At 64.8% G+C, this 15919-nt stretch carries 27 protein-coding genes; all 27 read right to left on the bottom strand.

From position 1 onward, the window contains the following. Nucleotides 1-132: 132 nt before the first annotated feature. Nucleotides 133-783 (bottom strand): adenylate kinase, encoded by a 651-nt coding sequence (locus tag ACO06P_RS22890; protein ID WP_420347537.1) that lies wholly within the window; start codon nt 781-783, stop codon nt 133-135. Continuing rightward, entirely contained in the window at nt 780-2123 is a 1344-nt protein-coding gene (secY, locus tag ACO06P_RS22885; RefSeq protein ID WP_420347536.1) for a preprotein translocase subunit SecY, read from the bottom strand. Before secY ends, ACO06P_RS22890 begins: the two co-directional genes overlap by 4 nt. Before the next feature lie 41 nt (nt 2124-2164). Beyond that, nucleotides 2165-2674 (bottom strand): 50S ribosomal protein L15, encoded by a 510-nt coding sequence (rplO, locus tag ACO06P_RS22880; protein ID WP_420347535.1) that lies wholly within the window; start codon nt 2672-2674, stop codon nt 2165-2167. 57 nt (nt 2675-2731) lie between these two features. Next, nucleotides 2732-2926, bottom strand: a complete 195-nt coding sequence (gene rpmD, locus ACO06P_RS22875) for a 50S ribosomal protein L30 (RefSeq protein ID WP_420347534.1) — start codon at nt 2924-2926, stop codon at nt 2732-2734. A gap of 7 nt (nt 2927-2933) precedes the next feature. Continuing rightward, nucleotides 2934-3509, bottom strand: a complete 576-nt coding sequence (rpsE, locus tag ACO06P_RS22870; protein WP_299397250.1) for a 30S ribosomal protein S5 — start codon at nt 3507-3509, stop codon at nt 2934-2936. Nucleotides 3510-3523: 14 nt separating this feature from the next. Further along, complete coding sequence (gene rplR, locus ACO06P_RS22865; RefSeq protein WP_420347533.1) at nt 3524-3886, bottom strand: 50S ribosomal protein L18; 363 nt, start codon at nt 3884-3886, stop codon at nt 3524-3526. 4 nt (nt 3887-3890) lie between these two features. After that, the gene (gene rplF / locus ACO06P_RS22860; RefSeq protein WP_420347532.1) at nt 3891-4424 is read right to left on the bottom strand and encodes a 50S ribosomal protein L6; all 534 of its coding nucleotides are present in this window, start codon (nt 4422-4424) and stop codon (nt 3891-3893) included. A gap of 28 nt (nt 4425-4452) precedes the next feature. Next, nucleotides 4453-4851, bottom strand: coding sequence for a 30S ribosomal protein S8 (rpsH, locus tag ACO06P_RS22855; protein WP_420347531.1), 399 nt, complete (start codon nt 4849-4851; stop codon nt 4453-4455). 14 nt (nt 4852-4865) lie between these two features. Continuing rightward, on the bottom strand, nt 4866-5171 hold the full coding sequence (rpsN, locus tag ACO06P_RS22850; protein WP_420347530.1) for a 30S ribosomal protein S14: 306 nt from the start codon (nt 5169-5171) through the stop codon (nt 4866-4868). 20 nt (nt 5172-5191) lie between these two features. After that, complete coding sequence (gene rplE / locus ACO06P_RS22845) at nt 5192-5734, bottom strand: 50S ribosomal protein L5 (protein WP_420347529.1); 543 nt, start codon at nt 5732-5734, stop codon at nt 5192-5194. A 16-nt stretch (nt 5735-5750) separates the two neighbouring features. After that, nucleotides 5751-6074 carry a 50S ribosomal protein L24 gene (gene rplX, locus ACO06P_RS22840; RefSeq protein WP_299397239.1) on the bottom strand — a complete coding sequence of 108 codons (324 nt, stop codon included), beginning with the start codon at nt 6072-6074 and terminating at the stop codon, nt 5751-5753. Further along, the gene (gene rplN / locus ACO06P_RS22835) at nt 6074-6442 is read right to left on the bottom strand and encodes a 50S ribosomal protein L14 (RefSeq protein WP_299397237.1); all 369 of its coding nucleotides are present in this window, start codon (nt 6440-6442) and stop codon (nt 6074-6076) included. Before rplN ends, rplX begins: the two co-directional genes overlap by 1 nt. Nucleotides 6443-6463: 21 nt before the next feature. Beyond that, nucleotides 6464-6709 (bottom strand): 30S ribosomal protein S17, encoded by a 246-nt coding sequence (gene rpsQ / locus ACO06P_RS22830; protein ID WP_420347528.1) that lies wholly within the window; start codon nt 6707-6709, stop codon nt 6464-6466. A gap of 13 nt (nt 6710-6722) precedes the next feature. Continuing rightward, nucleotides 6723-6920: a 50S ribosomal protein L29 gene (rpmC, locus tag ACO06P_RS22825; RefSeq protein WP_420347527.1), complete on the bottom strand. Its 198-nt coding sequence runs from the start codon at nt 6918-6920 to the stop codon at nt 6723-6725. A 3-nt stretch (nt 6921-6923) separates the two neighbouring features. Next, nucleotides 6924-7346 (bottom strand): 50S ribosomal protein L16, encoded by a 423-nt coding sequence (rplP, locus tag ACO06P_RS22820; RefSeq protein WP_299397233.1) that lies wholly within the window; start codon nt 7344-7346, stop codon nt 6924-6926. Nucleotides 7347-7385: 39 nt separating this feature from the next. Next, nucleotides 7386-8063, bottom strand: coding sequence for a 30S ribosomal protein S3 (gene rpsC / locus ACO06P_RS22815; protein ID WP_420347526.1), 678 nt, complete (start codon nt 8061-8063; stop codon nt 7386-7388). Then, nucleotides 8063-8443, bottom strand: a complete 381-nt coding sequence (gene rplV / locus ACO06P_RS22810) for a 50S ribosomal protein L22 (RefSeq protein WP_420347525.1) — start codon at nt 8441-8443, stop codon at nt 8063-8065. Before rplV ends, rpsC begins: the two co-directional genes overlap by 1 nt. Nucleotides 8444-8447: 4 nt before the next feature. Next, nucleotides 8448-8726, bottom strand: a complete 279-nt coding sequence (gene rpsS, locus ACO06P_RS22805) for a 30S ribosomal protein S19 (RefSeq protein ID WP_299397228.1) — start codon at nt 8724-8726, stop codon at nt 8448-8450. A gap of 12 nt (nt 8727-8738) precedes the next feature. Continuing rightward, nucleotides 8739-9569, bottom strand: a complete 831-nt coding sequence (rplB, locus tag ACO06P_RS22800; protein ID WP_420347524.1) for a 50S ribosomal protein L2 — start codon at nt 9567-9569, stop codon at nt 8739-8741. A 4-nt stretch (nt 9570-9573) separates the two neighbouring features. After that, a complete protein-coding gene (locus ACO06P_RS22795) occupies nt 9574-9906 on the bottom strand; it encodes a 50S ribosomal protein L23 (RefSeq protein ID WP_299397225.1) in 333 nt (110 codons plus the stop codon). After that, nucleotides 9903-10523, bottom strand: coding sequence for a 50S ribosomal protein L4 (gene rplD, locus ACO06P_RS22790; RefSeq protein ID WP_420347523.1), 621 nt, complete (start codon nt 10521-10523; stop codon nt 9903-9905). The genes ACO06P_RS22795 and rplD overlap by 4 nt, the downstream gene beginning before the upstream one ends. Nucleotides 10524-10525: 2 nt before the next feature. Then, complete coding sequence (gene rplC / locus ACO06P_RS22785; RefSeq protein WP_420347522.1) at nt 10526-11314, bottom strand: 50S ribosomal protein L3; 789 nt, start codon at nt 11312-11314, stop codon at nt 10526-10528. Between the two features lie 4 nt (nt 11315-11318). Further along, nucleotides 11319-11633: a 30S ribosomal protein S10 gene (rpsJ, locus tag ACO06P_RS22780; protein ID WP_167231680.1), complete on the bottom strand. Its 315-nt coding sequence runs from the start codon at nt 11631-11633 to the stop codon at nt 11319-11321. 66 nt (nt 11634-11699) lie between these two features. Beyond that, nucleotides 11700-12890, bottom strand: a complete 1191-nt coding sequence (gene tuf, locus ACO06P_RS22775) for an elongation factor Tu (protein ID WP_420347511.1) — start codon at nt 12888-12890, stop codon at nt 11700-11702. Between the two features lie 60 nt (nt 12891-12950). Further along, entirely contained in the window at nt 12951-15026 is a 2076-nt protein-coding gene (gene fusA, locus ACO06P_RS22770; protein ID WP_420347521.1) for an elongation factor G, read from the bottom strand. Between the two features lie 21 nt (nt 15027-15047). After that, nucleotides 15048-15518, bottom strand: a complete 471-nt coding sequence (rpsG, locus tag ACO06P_RS22765; RefSeq protein WP_420347520.1) for a 30S ribosomal protein S7 — start codon at nt 15516-15518, stop codon at nt 15048-15050. 26 nt (nt 15519-15544) lie between these two features. Beyond that, complete coding sequence (gene rpsL, locus ACO06P_RS22760) at nt 15545-15916, bottom strand: 30S ribosomal protein S12 (protein WP_167224145.1); 372 nt, start codon at nt 15914-15916, stop codon at nt 15545-15547. Nucleotides 15917-15919: the final 3 nt, after the last annotated feature.

Genomic DNA, 15919 nt, shown 5'->3' with positions numbered 1-15919 from the left:
CGCAAACTCCTTAAACGCCGCGCACCCGGGCACGCAAGCACCCGATTATAGTATCTAGACAAGCAGAGGAGTCCGGTCGCCAGAGGCGCCGGAAAGGCTGGATTATAGAAACGGGGAGGCCCGAGTCAACCACTAAGCGGCCCCCAGAGCGTCTTCGATCTGCTCGGTCACCCGATCGATCTCGGTCATGCCGTCGATGGCCTTCAGAACGCCCTTTTCGGCGTAGTAGGGCAGGATCGGCGCGGTCTGGGCGTGGTAGGCCGCCAGGCGGCTGCGCACGGTTTCCGCGTTGTCGTCGCTGCGCCGCTTGAACTCTGTGCCGCCGCAGACGTCGCAGACGCCCTCGACCTTGGGCTGCTGGAAGCGCTCGTGATAGCCGGCGCCGCAGCTGGCGCAGGTGTACCGCCCGGTGATCCGATCCACCAGGATCTCGTCCTGAACCTTCATCTCGATGACCGAGTGCAGCTTCAGGCCCTTCTCCTCCAGCATGCGGTCCAACGCCTCGGCCTGGGGAGTGGTGCGGGGAAAGCCGTCCAGAATGAAGCCGTTGGCACAGTCCGGCTGGTCGATCCGGTCGGAGATCATGGCAATCATCAGGTCGTCCGGCACCAGATTGCCGGCATCCATGATTTCTTTCGCCTTCTTGCCGAGATCGCTGCCGGAGGCCACGGCCGCCCGCAGCATGTCGCCGGTGGAGAGTTGGATCAGCCTGTGCTTCTCTTCCAGGCGCTTGGCCTGGGTCCCCTTGCCCGCTCCCGGCGGACCCAAAAGAATCACATTCATCCCCGCCGCCCCTTCAGTCTCGATTTCTTGATGAGGCCCTCATACTGCTGCGCCAGCAGATGCGCATGGATCTGTCCGACCGTGTCCATCGTGACCGTCACCACGATCAGCAGCGAGGTTCCGCCGAAATAGAAGGGAATACTGTACTCGGAGCGCAGGATTTCCGGCATCAGCGCCACGAAGGCCAGGTAAAGGGCCCCGACGGTGCCCAGGCGCGTCATGATGCGGCGCAGGTAATCCGCCGTGTTCTTGCCGGGGCGGATGCCGGGAATGAAGCCGCCGTGCTTCTTCAGGTTATCCGCCGTGTCGTCAGGATTGAACACAATGCCGGTGTAGAAGAAGGCAAAGAAGATAATCATGGCGGCGTAGAGCGCCAGATAGAGCGGCTGCCCCGGCCCCAGGGTCGCGGTCAGCCACGCCAGCCACTCCGGCCCGCCGGTGCCCGAAAAGCCTGCCACCGTCAGCGGCAGCAGGAGCAGCGAGGAGGCGAAGATCACCGGAATGACGCCGGAGGGATTGAGCTTCAGCGGCAGATGCGAAGCCTCGCCGCCGAACATCTTGTTGCCGACCTGGCGCTTCGGATACTGCACCACGATGCGCCGCTGGGCCCGCTCCACGAAAACGATGAAGGCGACCACGGCGATGGAGCCGACGAGCAGAAGGACGATAACCAGGGCCGACAGAGAACCCACGCGCCCGAGTTCCAGCACTTCGAAGAGCGCGAGCGGCAGGTTGGCGACGATCCCGGCAAAGATGATCAGAGAAATGCCGTTGCCGACCCCGCGCTGGGTGATCTGCTCGCCGAGCCACATCAGGAAAATCGTCCCGCCGGTCAGGGTGATGACCGTCGTCAGGCGGAAGAACATGCCGGGGTCGATCACCGCCGAACCGCTGGGGCCCTGGGTCGATTCCAGGCCGACGGCAATGCCGTAGGACTGAAACACGGCTAGCAGCACCGTGCCGTAGCGGGTGTATTGATTGATGGTCTTGCGACCGGCCTCACCCTCTTTCTTCAAGGCCTCCAGCGTCGGCGACACCGCCGTCAGCAGCTGCATGATGATGGCAGCCGAGATGTAGGGCATGATGTTGAGGGCAAAGATCGTCATGCGGCTGAGCGCGCCGCCGGCGAAAACGTCGAAAATGCCGATGATGCCACCGGCCTGCTGCGAGAAGATCTGCTCCAGGATCTGCGGATCGACGCCGGGAATCGGGATCCAGGTCCCGAGCCGGTAGATGATCAGGGCGCCGAGCGTGAACCAGATGCGCTTTTTGAGCTCCGGCGCCTTGGCGAAAGCGCCGAAATTGATGTTGGCAGCAAGTTGCTCGGCAGCAGAAGCCATGGGCTAGGTCTCTCGCGTTCGGGTTGGGCGCAGCCCCCCGATCATTCCGACGCCGGGGCGGCCTCAGCCGCTTCGCCGGCAGCCACAGGCGCCTTCTGCACCACGGTCACGCTGCCACCGGCCTTTTCCACGGCTTCCACCGCCGCCTTTGAGGCGCCGGCCACCGTGATGTCTATTTTGGCCTTCAACTCACCCTTTGCAAGCAAGCGGATCCCGTCACGCAGGGTCTTCACCACACCGGCCTCCTGCAGCGCGGCGCCGTCGACCGGCTTCTTCGCGTCCAGCCGGCCGGCATCGATGGCGGCCTGCAGACGGCCCAGGTTCACCACCTTGTAGCTCTTGGCGAAGATGTTGTTGAAGCCGCGCTTGGGCAGACGCCGGTGCAGCGGCATCTGGCCGCCTTCGAAGCCTTTGATCGCGACACCCGAGCGCGCCTTCTGGCCCTTATGGCCGTGGCCGGAGGTCTTGCCGGTGCCGGAGCCGATGCCGCGGCCGATCCGCTTGCGCGCCTTCGCGGCCCCGGGATTATCGCTCAACTGATTGAGTTTCATAGCTTTTTGTCCTCAGCGGGGCGGCCTTGGAACGCCCTCCCCCGCCCGTTTCGCGCCTCAGCCTTCGCCTTCGACGCGCACCAAATGGCTGACCTTGTTGATCATGCCGCGCACTGCCGGTGTGTCTTCCAGCTCGCGCGAACGGTTCATCTTGTTGAGGCCCAGGCCCACCAGGGTCGCCCGCTGGTCCTTCGTGCGGCCGATGGGGCTGGCGATCTGGGTGACTTTCAGGGTCTTCTTTGCCGCAGACATGACAGGTCTACTCCCTGGCTTCGGCAGCCGCCGTGTCGCGGCGGCCGAGCACCTCGGCCACCTTCTTGCCGCGGCGCTGGGCGACCATGCGCGGGCTGGCACTGCGGCCAAGCGCCTCGAAGGTGGCACGGATCATGTTGTGCGGGTTGGAACTGCCCACCGACTTGGCGACGACGTCCTGCACGCCGAGCGCCTCGAAGATCGCGCGCATCGGGCCGCCGGCGATGATGCCGGTGCCGGCCTCTGCGGCGCGCAGCAGCACCTTGCCGGCGCCGAAACGGCCGCGGATGTCGTGGTGCAGCGTGCGCCCCTCGCGCAGCGGCACGCGGACCATGTCCTTCTTGGCCTGTTCGGTCGCCTTGCGGATGGCCTCGGGCACCTCGCGCGCCTTGCCATGGCCGTGGCCGACCCGGCCGCGGCCGTCGCCGACCACCACCAGGGCGGCAAAACCGAAGCGTCGGCCGCCCTTGACGACCTTGGCGACACGGTTGATGCCAACCAGCTTCTCGATCAGTTCCGGCTCGTCGTTGTCGCGCTGACGGCGATCGTCGCGTGAGCGTCCCTCGCGGGGTCCTCGTGCCATAGCCTTATCTTTCCTTAGAACGTCAAACCGCCTTCACGCGCGGCATCGGCCAAGGCCTTCACGCGCCCGTGAAAGAGGTAACTGCCGCGGTCGAAGACGACCTCTTTGATGCCCGCTGCCACGGCGCGCTCGGCCACCAGCTTGCCGACCTCGGCCGCTGCCGCCTTGTCGGCGCCGTTCTTGAGCTTTTCCTTCAGCGACGCATCGACGGTGGAGGCCGCCGCAATGGTCTTGCCCTCGCCGTCGTCGATCACCTGGGCATAGATGTGCCGGCCGGAGCGGAACACCGAGAGGCGCGGCCGCCCGCTGGACTTGCGGCGCAGGCCAGACCGAACCCGCTGCTTGCGCCGATTCTGTAGCTGCTGTGAAGTCTTCATCGCCTTACTTCTTCTTGCCTTCCTTGCGCAGGATGACTTCCTCCGCATACTTCACGCCCTTGCCCTTGTAGGGCTCGGGGGGGCGATAGCTGCGGATCTCGGACGCCACCTGGCCGACCTTCTGCTTGTCCGCACCGCTCACCGCGATCGATGTCGGCTTCTCGCACTTGATGGTGATCCCCTCGGGGATCGGATAGGCCACATCGTGGCTGAAGCCCAGCTGCAGGTTCAGGGACTGGCCCTGCACCGCCGCGCGGTAGCCGACGCCGTTGATCTCCAGGTTCCTGGTGAAGCCTTCGGAAACGCCGATCACCATGTTCTGGATGCGCGAGCGCACCGTGCCCCACATGGCGCGGGCGCGCTTGCCGTCGTTGGCCGGCTTGACCCAGATCTTGCCGTCCTCCTGGCTGATGACGACGTCGTCGGTCGCCTCGAAGTCCAGGGTTCCAAGCTTGCCCTTGGCCGAGACCAGACCGCCCGTGATGGCGACTTCGACGCCGCTGGGCACCTCGACCGGGTTCTTGCCTACTCGTGACATGACTGTCAGTCCCTCAAACCTTGCGTCTCTAGAAGACGCGGCAAAGCACTTCGCCGCCGACGTTGGCCGCCCGGGCTTCCTGGTCGGACATGACCCCGCGCGGCGTCGACAGGATGGTGATACCGAGGCCGTTGTAGAACCGCGGCAGTTCCTTGATCTTCGAATACACGCGGCGCCCGGGGCGCGACACGCGGGAGATCTCCTGGATCACCGGCGCACCGTCGTTGTACTTCAGCTCAATCTCGACCTCGCTGAAGCCGCTGTGCACATCCTCGGTCTTGAAACCGCGGATATAGCCCTCGCGCTGCAGAACCTCCAGGACATTGGCCCGCATCTTCGAAGCCGGCGCCCGGACCTTGCTCTTTCCGGTCCGCTGCCCATTCCGGATACGCGTCAGCATATCTCCGAGGGGATCGCTCATCGCCATCGCCCGACTACCTCCTACCAGCTCGACTTAACCATGCCAGGGATCTGACCGACCGAAGCCAGGTCGCGCAGCGAAATGCGCGACAGCTTGAACTTGCGGTAGACGCCCCGCGGGCGCCCGGTCACCTGGCAGCGGTTGCGCAGACGGCCCTTGGCCGAGTTGCGCGGCAATTCAGCAAGTTTCAGATAGGCCTGAAAGCGCTCCTCCGGCGGCAGCGTGCGGTCGCGCGCGATCGCCTTCAGCGCGGCGCGCTTGCCGGAATAGCGGTCCACCATCTTCCTGCGGGCCTTGTCTTTCTGAACGGCACTCTTCTTCGCCATAACTCTTCTTCCTTCCGACCCTAGGCCCGAAACGGCAACTGGAAGCCGCTCAAAAGGGCCTTGGCTTCCTCGTCGCTCTTGGCTGTCGTGCAAATCACGATATCCATCCCGCGAATCTCGTCGACCGAGTCGTAGTCGATCTCCGGAAACACGATCTGTTCCTTCAGGCCCATGGCATAGTTGCCCCGCCCGTCGAAGCTCTTGCCCGAAAGGCCGCGGAAATCGCGGACCCGCGGCAAGGCGATGGTCACCAGGCGATCGAGGAACTCGTACATCCGCTCGCGCCTGAGCGTGACCTTGCAGCCCACCGCCATGCCCTCGCGCAGCTTGAAGCTGGCGACCGACTTCTTGGCCTTGGTCACCACAGGCTGCTGCCCGGCAATCAGCGTCATCTCGTTGACGGCCGATTTGATCTTCTTGGAATCCGCCACGGCCTCGCCCACGCCCATGTTGATGACGATCTTCTCCAGGCGCGGAACCTCCATGTGGTTCTTGTAGCTGAACTCCTGCATCAGGGCGGGCTTCAGCTCGGTATCGTAGTGCTCTTTCAAGCGCGGTTTCATGTTCACTGACCTTCGCTCAGAAATCGATGGCTTCGCCGGATCGCTTGGCGATCCGCTGCTTGTTGCCGTCCTTGTCCAGCTTGAAGCCGACGCGGGTCGCCTGGCCGGACTTGGGGTCGACATGGGCGACGTTGGAAATGTGGATCGAAGCTTCCTTCTCGACGATGCCGCCGGGGGAAGCCTGGGTCGGCGCGGTGTGGCGCTTGACCATGTTGATGCCCTGAACCAGCACGCGGTCGTCGGCGCGCAGCACGCGCAGAACCTCGCCCTGCTTGCCCTTGTCGCGACCGGTGGTCACCACCACCTTGTCGCCTTTCTTGATCTTGAACTTCTTGGCCATCACAGCACCTCTGGCGCCAGGGAGATGATCTTCATGAAATTCTTCTGACGAAGTTCACGCGTCACCGGACCGAAGATACGTGTCCCGATCGGCTCCCCTTGCTTGTTGATCAACACCGCCGCGTTGTTGTCGAAGCGGATGGTGCTGCCGTCGCCACGACGGATTTCCTTGGCCGTGCGCACGATCACCGCCTGGTGGACGTCGCCCTTCTTCACGCGGCCGCGCGGGATCGCTTCCTTCACGGAAACGACGATCACATCGCCCACGCCGGCGGTCTTGCGCTTCGAGCCGCCAAGCACCTTGATGCACTGCACCCGCCGGGCGCCCGAGTTATCGGCGACGTCTAGCTGCGTCTGCATCTGGATCATCGGTCTGGCCCTTTCCTTGCCCTAAGCGGCCTGATCGCCGTCCGCCACAACTTCCCAAGTCTTGGTCTTGGAAATCGGGCGGCATTCGCGGATACGCACGGTATCGCCGATATGGAACTTGTTGCCCTCGTCATGGGCGTGATAGCGCTTGGAGCGCTTGATGAACTTCTTGTAGACGGGGTGCATGACCCGGCGCTCGACCAAGACGGTGACCGTCTTGTCGCCCTTGTCACTCACCACCACTCCTTGCAAGACACGACGCGGCATAGCCTCGTAACTCCTAAGATGCCGCCTGCTGCATACCGCGCAGGATCGTTTTGATTCGCGAGATGTCGCGGCGAACCTGCCGCACCCGCGCCGTATTTTCGAGCTGTCCGCTCGCCTGTTGGAAACGCAGGTTGAACTGCTCCTTGCGCAGGTTGACCAGCGATTCCTTCAATTCGTCGACGGACTTGGTCCGCAGATCTCCGGCCTTCATGACCTAGCCCTCCTCACCGCCAAGGCGGGTGATGAACTTCGTATTCACCGGCAGCTTGGCCGAAGCGAGGATGAAGGCCTCGCGCGCCAGCTCCTGGGGCACGCCCTCCAGCTCGAAGAGCACCCGGCCCGGCTTGACCCGCGCGGCCCACCACTCCGGCGAGCCCTTGCCCTTGCCCTGGCGCACTTCGGCGGGCTTGGAGGACACGGGAACGTCCGGGAAAACACGGATCCACAGCTTGCCGACACGCTTCATGTGGCGCGTGATGGTCCGCCGCGCCGCCTCGATCTGGCGCGCCGAGACGCGGCCCGGGCTGGTCGCCTTGAGGCCATAGGCGCCGAAGTTCAGCGTCGTGCCGCCCTTGGCCTTGCCATGGATGCGGCCCTTGTGGGCCTTCCTGTATTTCGTTCGTTTCGGCTGCAGCATCGCTGTCGTTCCTCAAACTCTACTGATCAGGCCGGGCTCTCAGCGCCCCGCCTGGGCGTCCTGCGCCCGCTTGTCCTGGGCCATGGGGTCATGGGCCAGGATCTCGCCCTTGAACACCCAGACCTTGACGCCGCAGGCGCCATAGGTGGTCTGCGCCGTCGCCTCGCCGTAGTCCACGTCGGCCCGCAGCGTGTGCAGGGGCACGCGGCCCTCGCGGTACCACTCGGTCCGCGCGATCTCGGCGCCGCCCAGGCGGCCGCCGCAGTTGATGCGAATGCCGCTCGCGCCCAGGCGCATGGCCGACTGCACCGCACGCTTCATGGCGCGGCGGAAGGCGACCCGGCGCTCCAGCTGGTTGGCGATGTTCTCGGCGACCAGCCGGGCATCGATCTCCGGCTTGCGGATCTCGACGATGTTCAGATGCACCTCGCTCTGGGTCATCTTCTGCAGGGCGCCGCGCAGCTTCTCGATATCGGCGCCCTTCTTGCCGATGACCACGCCCGGACGCGCGGTGTGGATGGTGATCCGCGCCTTCTTGGCCGGCCGCTCGATGACGATGCGCGACACGCCGGCCTGCTGCAGACGCTGGCGCAGGTACTTGCGGATGCGCAGGTCCTCGTGCAGCAGGTCCGCATAGTTGTCGTCCGCGAACCAGCGGGAATCCCAGGTCCGGTTGATTCCCAGCCGAAGGCCGATCGGATTGACTTTTTGACCCATTACGCCGTTTCCTCGCGCTCACGGACCACCACGGTCAGGCGGCTCCAGGGCTTCATGATCCGTCCGGCGCGACCGCGCGCACGGGCACGGAAGCGCTTCATGACAAAGCTGCGGCCGACCGAAGCCTCGGAGACATAGAGACGGTCGACGTCCAGCTGGTGATTGTTCTCCGCGTTGGCGATGGCCGACTGCAGCGCCTTCTTCACATCGTTGGCGATGCGGCGCTTGGAGAAGGTCAGCTCGGCCAGCGCGGCCTCAGCCGAGAGGCCGCGGATCGAGGCCGCCACCAGGTTCAGCTTCTGCGGGCTGGTGCGCAGGTTGCGCACTACGGTGCGCGCTTCGGTCTCGGACAGACGGCCGGGATGCTTCGGCTTACCCATCGAACTAACCTCTCTTGGCCTTCTTGTCCGCCGCGTGGCCGTAGAAGGTGCGCGTCGGCGCAAACTCGCCGAACTTGTGGCCCACCATGTTCTCGGTCACCAGCACCGGCAGGAACTTCTTGCCGTTGTAGACCCCGAACGTCAGACCGACGAACTGCGGCATGATGGTCGAACGGCGAGACCAGGTCTTGATGATCTCGTTGCGACCCGAGCCGCGCGACGCCTCTGCCTTTTTCAGCAGATAGCTGTCGACGAAGGGACCTTTCCAAACAGAGCGTGACACGGATGCGCTCTCCTATCGCTTCTTGTGACGGCGACGCACGATCAGTGAGTCGGTCTTCTTGTTGCGCCGGGTCTTGGCGCCCTTGGTGGGCTTGCCCCAGGGGGTGACCGGATCGCGGCCGCCCGAGGTGCGGCCCTCGCCGCCGCCGTGGGGGTGATCGACCGGGTTCATGGCGACACCGCGCACCGAGGGGCGCTTGCCGGCCCAACGCTTGCGGCCCGCCTTGCCGAGCTTGGCGTTGGCCTGGTCGGGGTTGGAGACCGCGCCGATGGAGGCCATGCAGTCGGCCCGCACCATGCGCACCTCGCCGGAGCCCAGACGCAGCAGGGCATAGCCGGCATCGCGGCCCACCAGCTGCACGTAGGTTCCTGCGGCGCGGGCGATCTGCCCGCCCTTGCCGGCCTTCATCTCCACATTGTGGACGATGGTGCCGACGGGGATCGACGCCAGAGGCATGGCGTTGCCAGGCTTGATATCCGCGCGCTCCCCGGCGATCACGGTGTCGCCGACCGCCAGGCGCTGCGGCGCCAAGATGTAGCTCTGCTCGCCGTCCTCGTAGTGGATCAGGGCGATGAAGGCGCTGCGGTTGGGATCGTACTCCAGGCGCTCCACCTTCGCCGGCACGTCGAACTTGCGCCGCTTGAAATCGACCAGGCGGTACAGCCGCTTGTGGCCGCCGCCACGCCGCCGCGCGGTGATCCGTCCGGTGTTGTTGCGCCCGCCGTTCTTGGTCAGGCCCTCGGTCAGCTTCTTGACCGGCTTGCCTTTCCAGAGATCTCCGCGGTCGACCAGCACCAGATTGCGCCGGCCGGGCGTCGTCGGGTTGAAGTTCTTCAGCGCCATGGCTCTAGACCCCCGTGGTCACGTCGATGCTGTGACCCTCATCCAGCGTGACGAAGGCCTTCTTGGCGTCGCTGCGCTTGCCGAGCTGGCCGCGGAAGCGCTTCACCTTGCCCTTTTGGCGCAGGGTGTTCACCGCCTTCACCTTCACCTTGAACAGTTCTTCGACCGCCGCCTTGATCTCACGCTTGGTGGCGTCCAGCGGCACCACGAAGGTCACCTGATTGTGCTCGGAACCGAGGGTGGACTTTTCCGTCACCACGGGGCGGCGGATCACCTCGTACATCCGTTCCTTGGAAACCGTCGCGGTCTCTTTCTTGATTGGGCGGGCCCGGCTCATTTCAGTCGCGCCTCCAGCGCTTCCACCGCACCCTTGGTCAGGACCAGGGTGTCGCGGCGCAGGATGTCGTACACATTGGCGCCCTGCTGGGGCAGCACATCCACCAAGGGGATGTTGCGCACCGCCCGCGCAAAGCCGCCGTCAACGGCGGCGCCATCGATGATCAGCGCCGAGGACCAGCCGAGCGCCGCAAACTTCTTCGCGAGTTCCGCCGTCTTCGGCTCCTTGACCGCCACGTCCTCGACCACGATCAGCTTGCCTTCCGCCGCCTTGGCCGACAGCGCGGTCTTCAGGCCCAGCTTGCGCAGCTTCTTGGTCAGGCTGTGGCCGTGGTCGCGCACCACCGGCCCGAAAACCGTGCCGCCGCCACGGCGCTGCGTGGTGCGGGCCGAGCCCATACGGGCGTTGCCCGTACCCTTCTGGCGGTAGAGCTTGCGGGTCGAGCCGGAGACCTCGCCGCGCGTCTTGACCTTGTGGGTGCCGGCGCGGCGCTTGGCCAGCTGCCAGTTCACCATCCGCGCCAGGATGTCCTTACGCGGCTGCAGGCCGAAGACGGTGTCGTCGAGATCGATCTCGCCAGCCTTCTTGTTCTCAAGGGTCGTAACCGGACACTTCATGGTTACTGGTCCTTCTGTTCGTCGGCGTCAGCCGCCGGTGCTTCGGCCTCGGATGACTCGGCCTCAGGCGCCGCTTCCGGTGCCGGGGCTTCTTCACCGGCCGCTTCCGCAGCGGCCGTCTCACGCAGGCCCGCAGGGAAAGGCACGTTCTCGGGCACGCTGCGTTTCACCGCGTCGCGGATCAGCACCCAGCCCCCCTCGGCGCCCGGCACCGCACCCTTGACCAGGATCAGCCCGCGGTCCTCATCCACCGAGACGACTTCCAGGTTCTGGGTGGTGACCCGGCGGTCGCCCATGTGCCCGGCCATCTTCTTGCCCTTGAAGACCTTGCCCGGGTCCTGGCTGTTACCGGTGGAACCGTGGGCACGGTGCGAAATCGAAACGCCGTGGCTGGCGCGCAGGCCGGCGAAATTGTGCCGCTTCATGGCACCGGCGAAGCCCTTGCCGATCGACGAGCCGGTCACGTCCACGTGCTGGCCGGCGACGAAGTGAGCGGCGGAAAGCTCCTGACCCACCTCGAGCAGCGCATCGTTGGACACCCGGAACTCGGCGAGCCGGCGCTTGGGCTCGACCTTCGCCTTGGCGAAGTGGCCGCGCATCGGCTTGCTCACCCGGTTCGGCTTGGCCTTGTCGACACCAAGCTGAACGGCGTCGTAGCCGTCCTTCTCAGAGGTGCGCACCGCCACGACCTGGCAGTTGTTCATCTGCAGCACGGTCACCGGCACGTTCTCGCCTTCCGGCGTGAACACGCGGGTCATGCCCATCTTCTGTGCGATCAGACCGGTCCGCATGGTATCAGCCCTTCAGCTTGATCTCGACGTCCACGCCGGCGGCGAGGTCGAGCTTCATCAGGGCGTCGACGGTCTGCGGCGTCGGATCGACGATATCCAGAAGGCGCTTGTGGGTCCGAATCTCGAACTGCTCACGGCTCTTCTTGTCGATGTGCGGCGAGCGCAGCACCGTGTATTTCTCGATCCGGGTCGGCAGCGGAATGGGTCCGCGCACCTGGGCCCCGGTGCGTTTCGCCGTGCCGACGATCTCCGAGGTCGACTGGTCGAGCACCCGGTGATCAAAGGCCTTGAGGCGAATGCGAATGTCTTGGCTGTCCATAATTCAGCGCCATCCAAAAAATCGGCGCCTGCCCGGGATTGGGCAGGCGCGTCACGAACATCTCTCTTACTTACTGATCCCGGCGACGACGCCGGCGCCGACGGTGCGTCCGCCTTCGCGGATGGCGAAGCGCAGGCCCTCGTCCATCGCGATCGGCGCGATCAGCTCCACCGACATCGACACATTGTCGCCCGGCATCACCATCTCCGTGCCCTCGGGCAGCGTCACAACACCCGTCACGTCCGTCGTGCGGAAGTAAAACTGCGGCCGGTAGTTGGTGAAAAACGGCGTGTGGCGGCCGCCCTCTTCCTTCGTCAGGATGTAGGCCTCCGCCGTGAAGTTCGTGTGCGGCGTGATCGACCCCGGCTTGGCCAGAACCTGGCCACGCTCAACGTCCTCGCGGCCCACACCGCGCAGCAGCGCGCCGATGTTGTCGCCCGCCTCGCCCGAGTCCAGCAACTTGCGGAACATCTCGACGCCCGTGCAGGTCGTCTTCTGCGTCTCCCGGATCCCGACGATCTCAATCTCGTCGCCGACCTTCACGATCCCAGACTCAACACGACCCGTCACAACCGTCCCGCGGCCCGAAATCGAGAAAACGTCCTCGATCGGCATCAGGAACGGCTTGTCCTTCGGGCGGTCCGGCTGCGGGATGTAGCTGTCAACCGCTTCCATAAGCTTCTGGATCGCTTCCTTGCCGATCGCCGCGTCGCCGTCCTCCAGCGCCGCAAGCGCAGAGCCCTGAACGATCGGAATGTCGTCCCCGGGGAAGTCGTAAGACGACAGAAGCTCGCGGATCTCAAGCTCCACAAGCTCCAGAAGCTCCGCGTCGTCGACCTGGTCGACCTTGTTCATAAACACGACAATCGCCGGAACGCCGACCTGGCGCGCCAGAAGGATGTGCTCGCGCGTCTGCGGCATCGGACCGTCGGCAGCCGAAACAACCAGGATCGCGCCGTCCATCTGCGCAGCCCCGGTGATCATGTTCTTCACGTAGTCCGCGTGACCCGGGCAGTCCACATGCGCATAGTGACGGTTCGCCGTCTCGTACTCCACATGCGCCGTCGAAATCGTAATGCCCCGGGCCTTCTCCTCAGGCGCCTTGTCAATCTGGTCGTAAGCCGAAAACTCAGCCCCGCCAGCCTCCGCAAGAACCTTCGTAATCGCGGCCGTCAACGTCGTCTTGCCATGGTCAACATGACCAATCGTACCAACGTTGCAGTGCGGCTTCGTACGCTCAAACTTTTCCTTCGCCATCGGTCCTGCTTCTCCGTAACTCGGCTATTGCGCTCGCCTGTATCCTGATCCGGCCCCTGCCTAGGCCAGCTTGGAGACCACTTCGTCGGCCACCGCCTGCGGCACCTTCTCGTAGTGATCGAAGAACATGGTGTACTGGGCACGGCCCTGGCTCATGGAGCGCAGGTTGTTCACGTAACCGAACATGTTGGCCAGCGGCACCATGGCGTTGATCACCTGGGCGTTGCCGCGGCTGTCCATGCCCTGGACGCTGCCACGCCGGCTGTTCAGATCGCCGATGATGTCGCCCATGTACTCCTCGGGGGTCACCACCTCGACCTTCATCATCGGCTCGAGCAGGACCGGACCCGACTTCGGAATGCCTTCGCGGAAGGCCGCCCGCGCGGCGATTTCGAAGGCCAGCACCGAAGAGTCGACGTCGTGGCTCGCGCCGTCGGTCAGGGTCGCCTTGAAATCGATCATCGGGAAGCCGGCCATGACGCCGGTCTCCATGGCCGATTGGAGGCCCTTCTCCACGCCGGGGATGAACTCCCGCGGGATGGCGCCACCGGTGATCGCGTTCTCGAAGACGAAGCCCTCGCCCGGCTCCAGCGGCTCGAAGACCACTTTGAGGCGGGCGAACTGGCCGGAACCGCCGGTCTGCTTCTTATGGGTGTAGTCGATTTCGTTCGGCCGGGTGATGGTCTCGCGGTAGGCCACCTGCGGCGCACCGACATTGGCGTCGACCTTGAACTCGCGCTTCATGCGGTCGACGATGATGTCCAGGTGCAGTTCGCCCATGCCCTTGATGACCGTCTGGCCGCTCTCGGCATCGGTCGAGACCCGGAAGGAAGGATCTTCCTGCGCCAGGCGGCTGAGGGCCACGCCCATCTTTTCCTGGTCGCCCTTGGTCTTCGGCTCGACGGCCACCTCGATGACCGGGTCGGGGAACTCCATGCGCTCCAGCACGATGGGGCTCTGCGGATCGCAGAGCGTCTCACCAGTCGTGGTGTTCTTCAGGCCGGCGATGGCGACGATGTCCCCGGCGCGCGCCTCTTTCACGTCCTCGCGATGGTTGGAGTGCATCTGCAGCATCCGCCCGACGCGCTCGCGCTGACCCTTCACGGAGTTGAGGATCTGGGTACCGGTGGTGAAGACACCGGAGTAGACCCGCACGAAGGTGAGCGACCCGACGAAGGGGTCGGTCATGATCTTGAAGGCAAGGCCGGAGGCCGGCGCATCGTCGTTGCTGGGCCGGGTGTCTTCCTCGTCGCTGTCCGGCTTCACGCCCTTGACGTCGGGCACCTCGACCGGCGAGGGCAGATAGTCGACCACGGCGTCGAGCAGCGGCTGCACACCCTTGTTCTTGAAAGCCGTGCCGTTCAGCACCGGCACAAACTTCAGCCCGACCGTACCCTCACGGATGCAGCGCTTCAGCGTCGCCTCGTCGGGCTCGTTGCCCTCCAGATAGGCCTCCATGGCGGCATCGTCCTGCTCGACCGCCAGTTCCACCAGCTTCTCGCGGTACTCGGCGGCCTTATCGGCCATGTCGGCAGGGATGTCGGTGACGTCGAAGTTGGCGCCCAGCGACTCCTCGGTCCAGACGATGGCCTTCATGGCCACCAGGTCAACGACGCCCTTGAAATCGGCCTCGGCGCCGATCGGCAGCTGCAGCACCAACGGCTGCGCGCCCAGGCGGTCGACGATCATGTCGACGCAGCGATAGAAGTCGGCGCCGGTGCGGTCCATCTTGTTGACGAAACAGATCCGCGGCACCTGATACTTGTCGGCCTGACGCCAGACCGTCTCGGACTGCGGCTCGACGCCGGCCACCGAATCGAACACCGCGACGGCGCCGTCGAGCACACGCAGGGAGCGCTCGACCTCGATGGTGAAGTCGACGTGGCCCGGCGTGTCGATGATGTTGATGCGGTGGTCGTTCCAGAAGCAGGTCGTCGCCGCGGAGGTAATCGTGATTCCGCGCTCCTGCTCCTGCTCCATCCAGTCCATCGTGGCATTGCCGTCGTGGACCTCACCGATCTTATGGGAGACGCCGGTGTAGTAGAGAATGCGCTCGGTCGTGGTCGTCTTGCCGGCATCGATGTGGGCCATGATGCCGATGTTGCGATAGCGGTCGAGAGGGGTGGTGCGTGCCATGGCGGTCTACTCTGCGTCTGGTTACCAGCGATAGTGCGAGAAGGCCTTGTTCGCCTCTGCCATGCGGTGGGTGTCCTCCCGCTTCTTCACGGCCGAACCCCGGTTGTTGGAGGCGTCCATCAGCTCGCCGGCCAGACGCTCGGTCATGGTCAGCTCGGAGCGCGAGCGCGAAGCCGAGATCAGCCAGCGGATGGCCAGGGCCTGGCCGCGGTCGTGACGCACTTCCACCGGCACCTGATAGGTCGCGCCGCCGACACGGCGGGAGCGCACTTCGATATCCGGCTTCACGTTGTCGAGCGCCTCATGGAAGACCCGCACCGGATCCTGGCCGCCGCGCTCCTGCACACGGTCCAGGGCGCCGTAGACGATGCCCTCGGCGACGGACTTCTTGCCGTCGTACATGAGGCAGTTCATGAACTTGCTGAGAACGATGTCGCCGAACTTCGGATCGGGAAGCACTTCCCGCTTTTCGGCTCTATGACGTCGTGACATGCCTGGATCCCTCGCTTGCTGGGGGCTTACTTGGGCCGTTTGGCGCCGTACTTCGAACGGCGCTGGCGGCGATCCTTGACGCCCTGGGTATCGAGCGTGCCACGGATGATGTGATAGCGGACGCCGGGAAGGTCCTTCACGCGGCCGCCGCGGATCATCACCACGGAGTGCTCCTGAAGGTTATGCCCTTCACCCGGGATGTAGCTGGTGACCTCGAACCCGTTGGTCAGGCGCACGCGCGCCACTTTTCTCAGGGCCGAGTTCGGCTTCTTCGGGGTCGTCGTGTAGACGCGCGTGCAGACGCCGCGCTTCTGCGGACAGGCCTCAAGAGCCGGGACCTTGTTGCGCACAACCTCAGGTTTGCGCGGCTTGCGGATCAATTGGTTGATCGTTGGCATCAG

This window comes from Pelagibius sp. (genome assembly GCF_965227505.1).
In the GTDB taxonomy this organism is placed as follows: Bacteria; Pseudomonadota; Alphaproteobacteria; order Kiloniellales; family Kiloniellaceae; genus Pelagibius.
The sequence above is the reverse complement of the archived record's forward strand: the minus strand, read 5'-3'. Positions and strand labels throughout refer to the sequence as shown.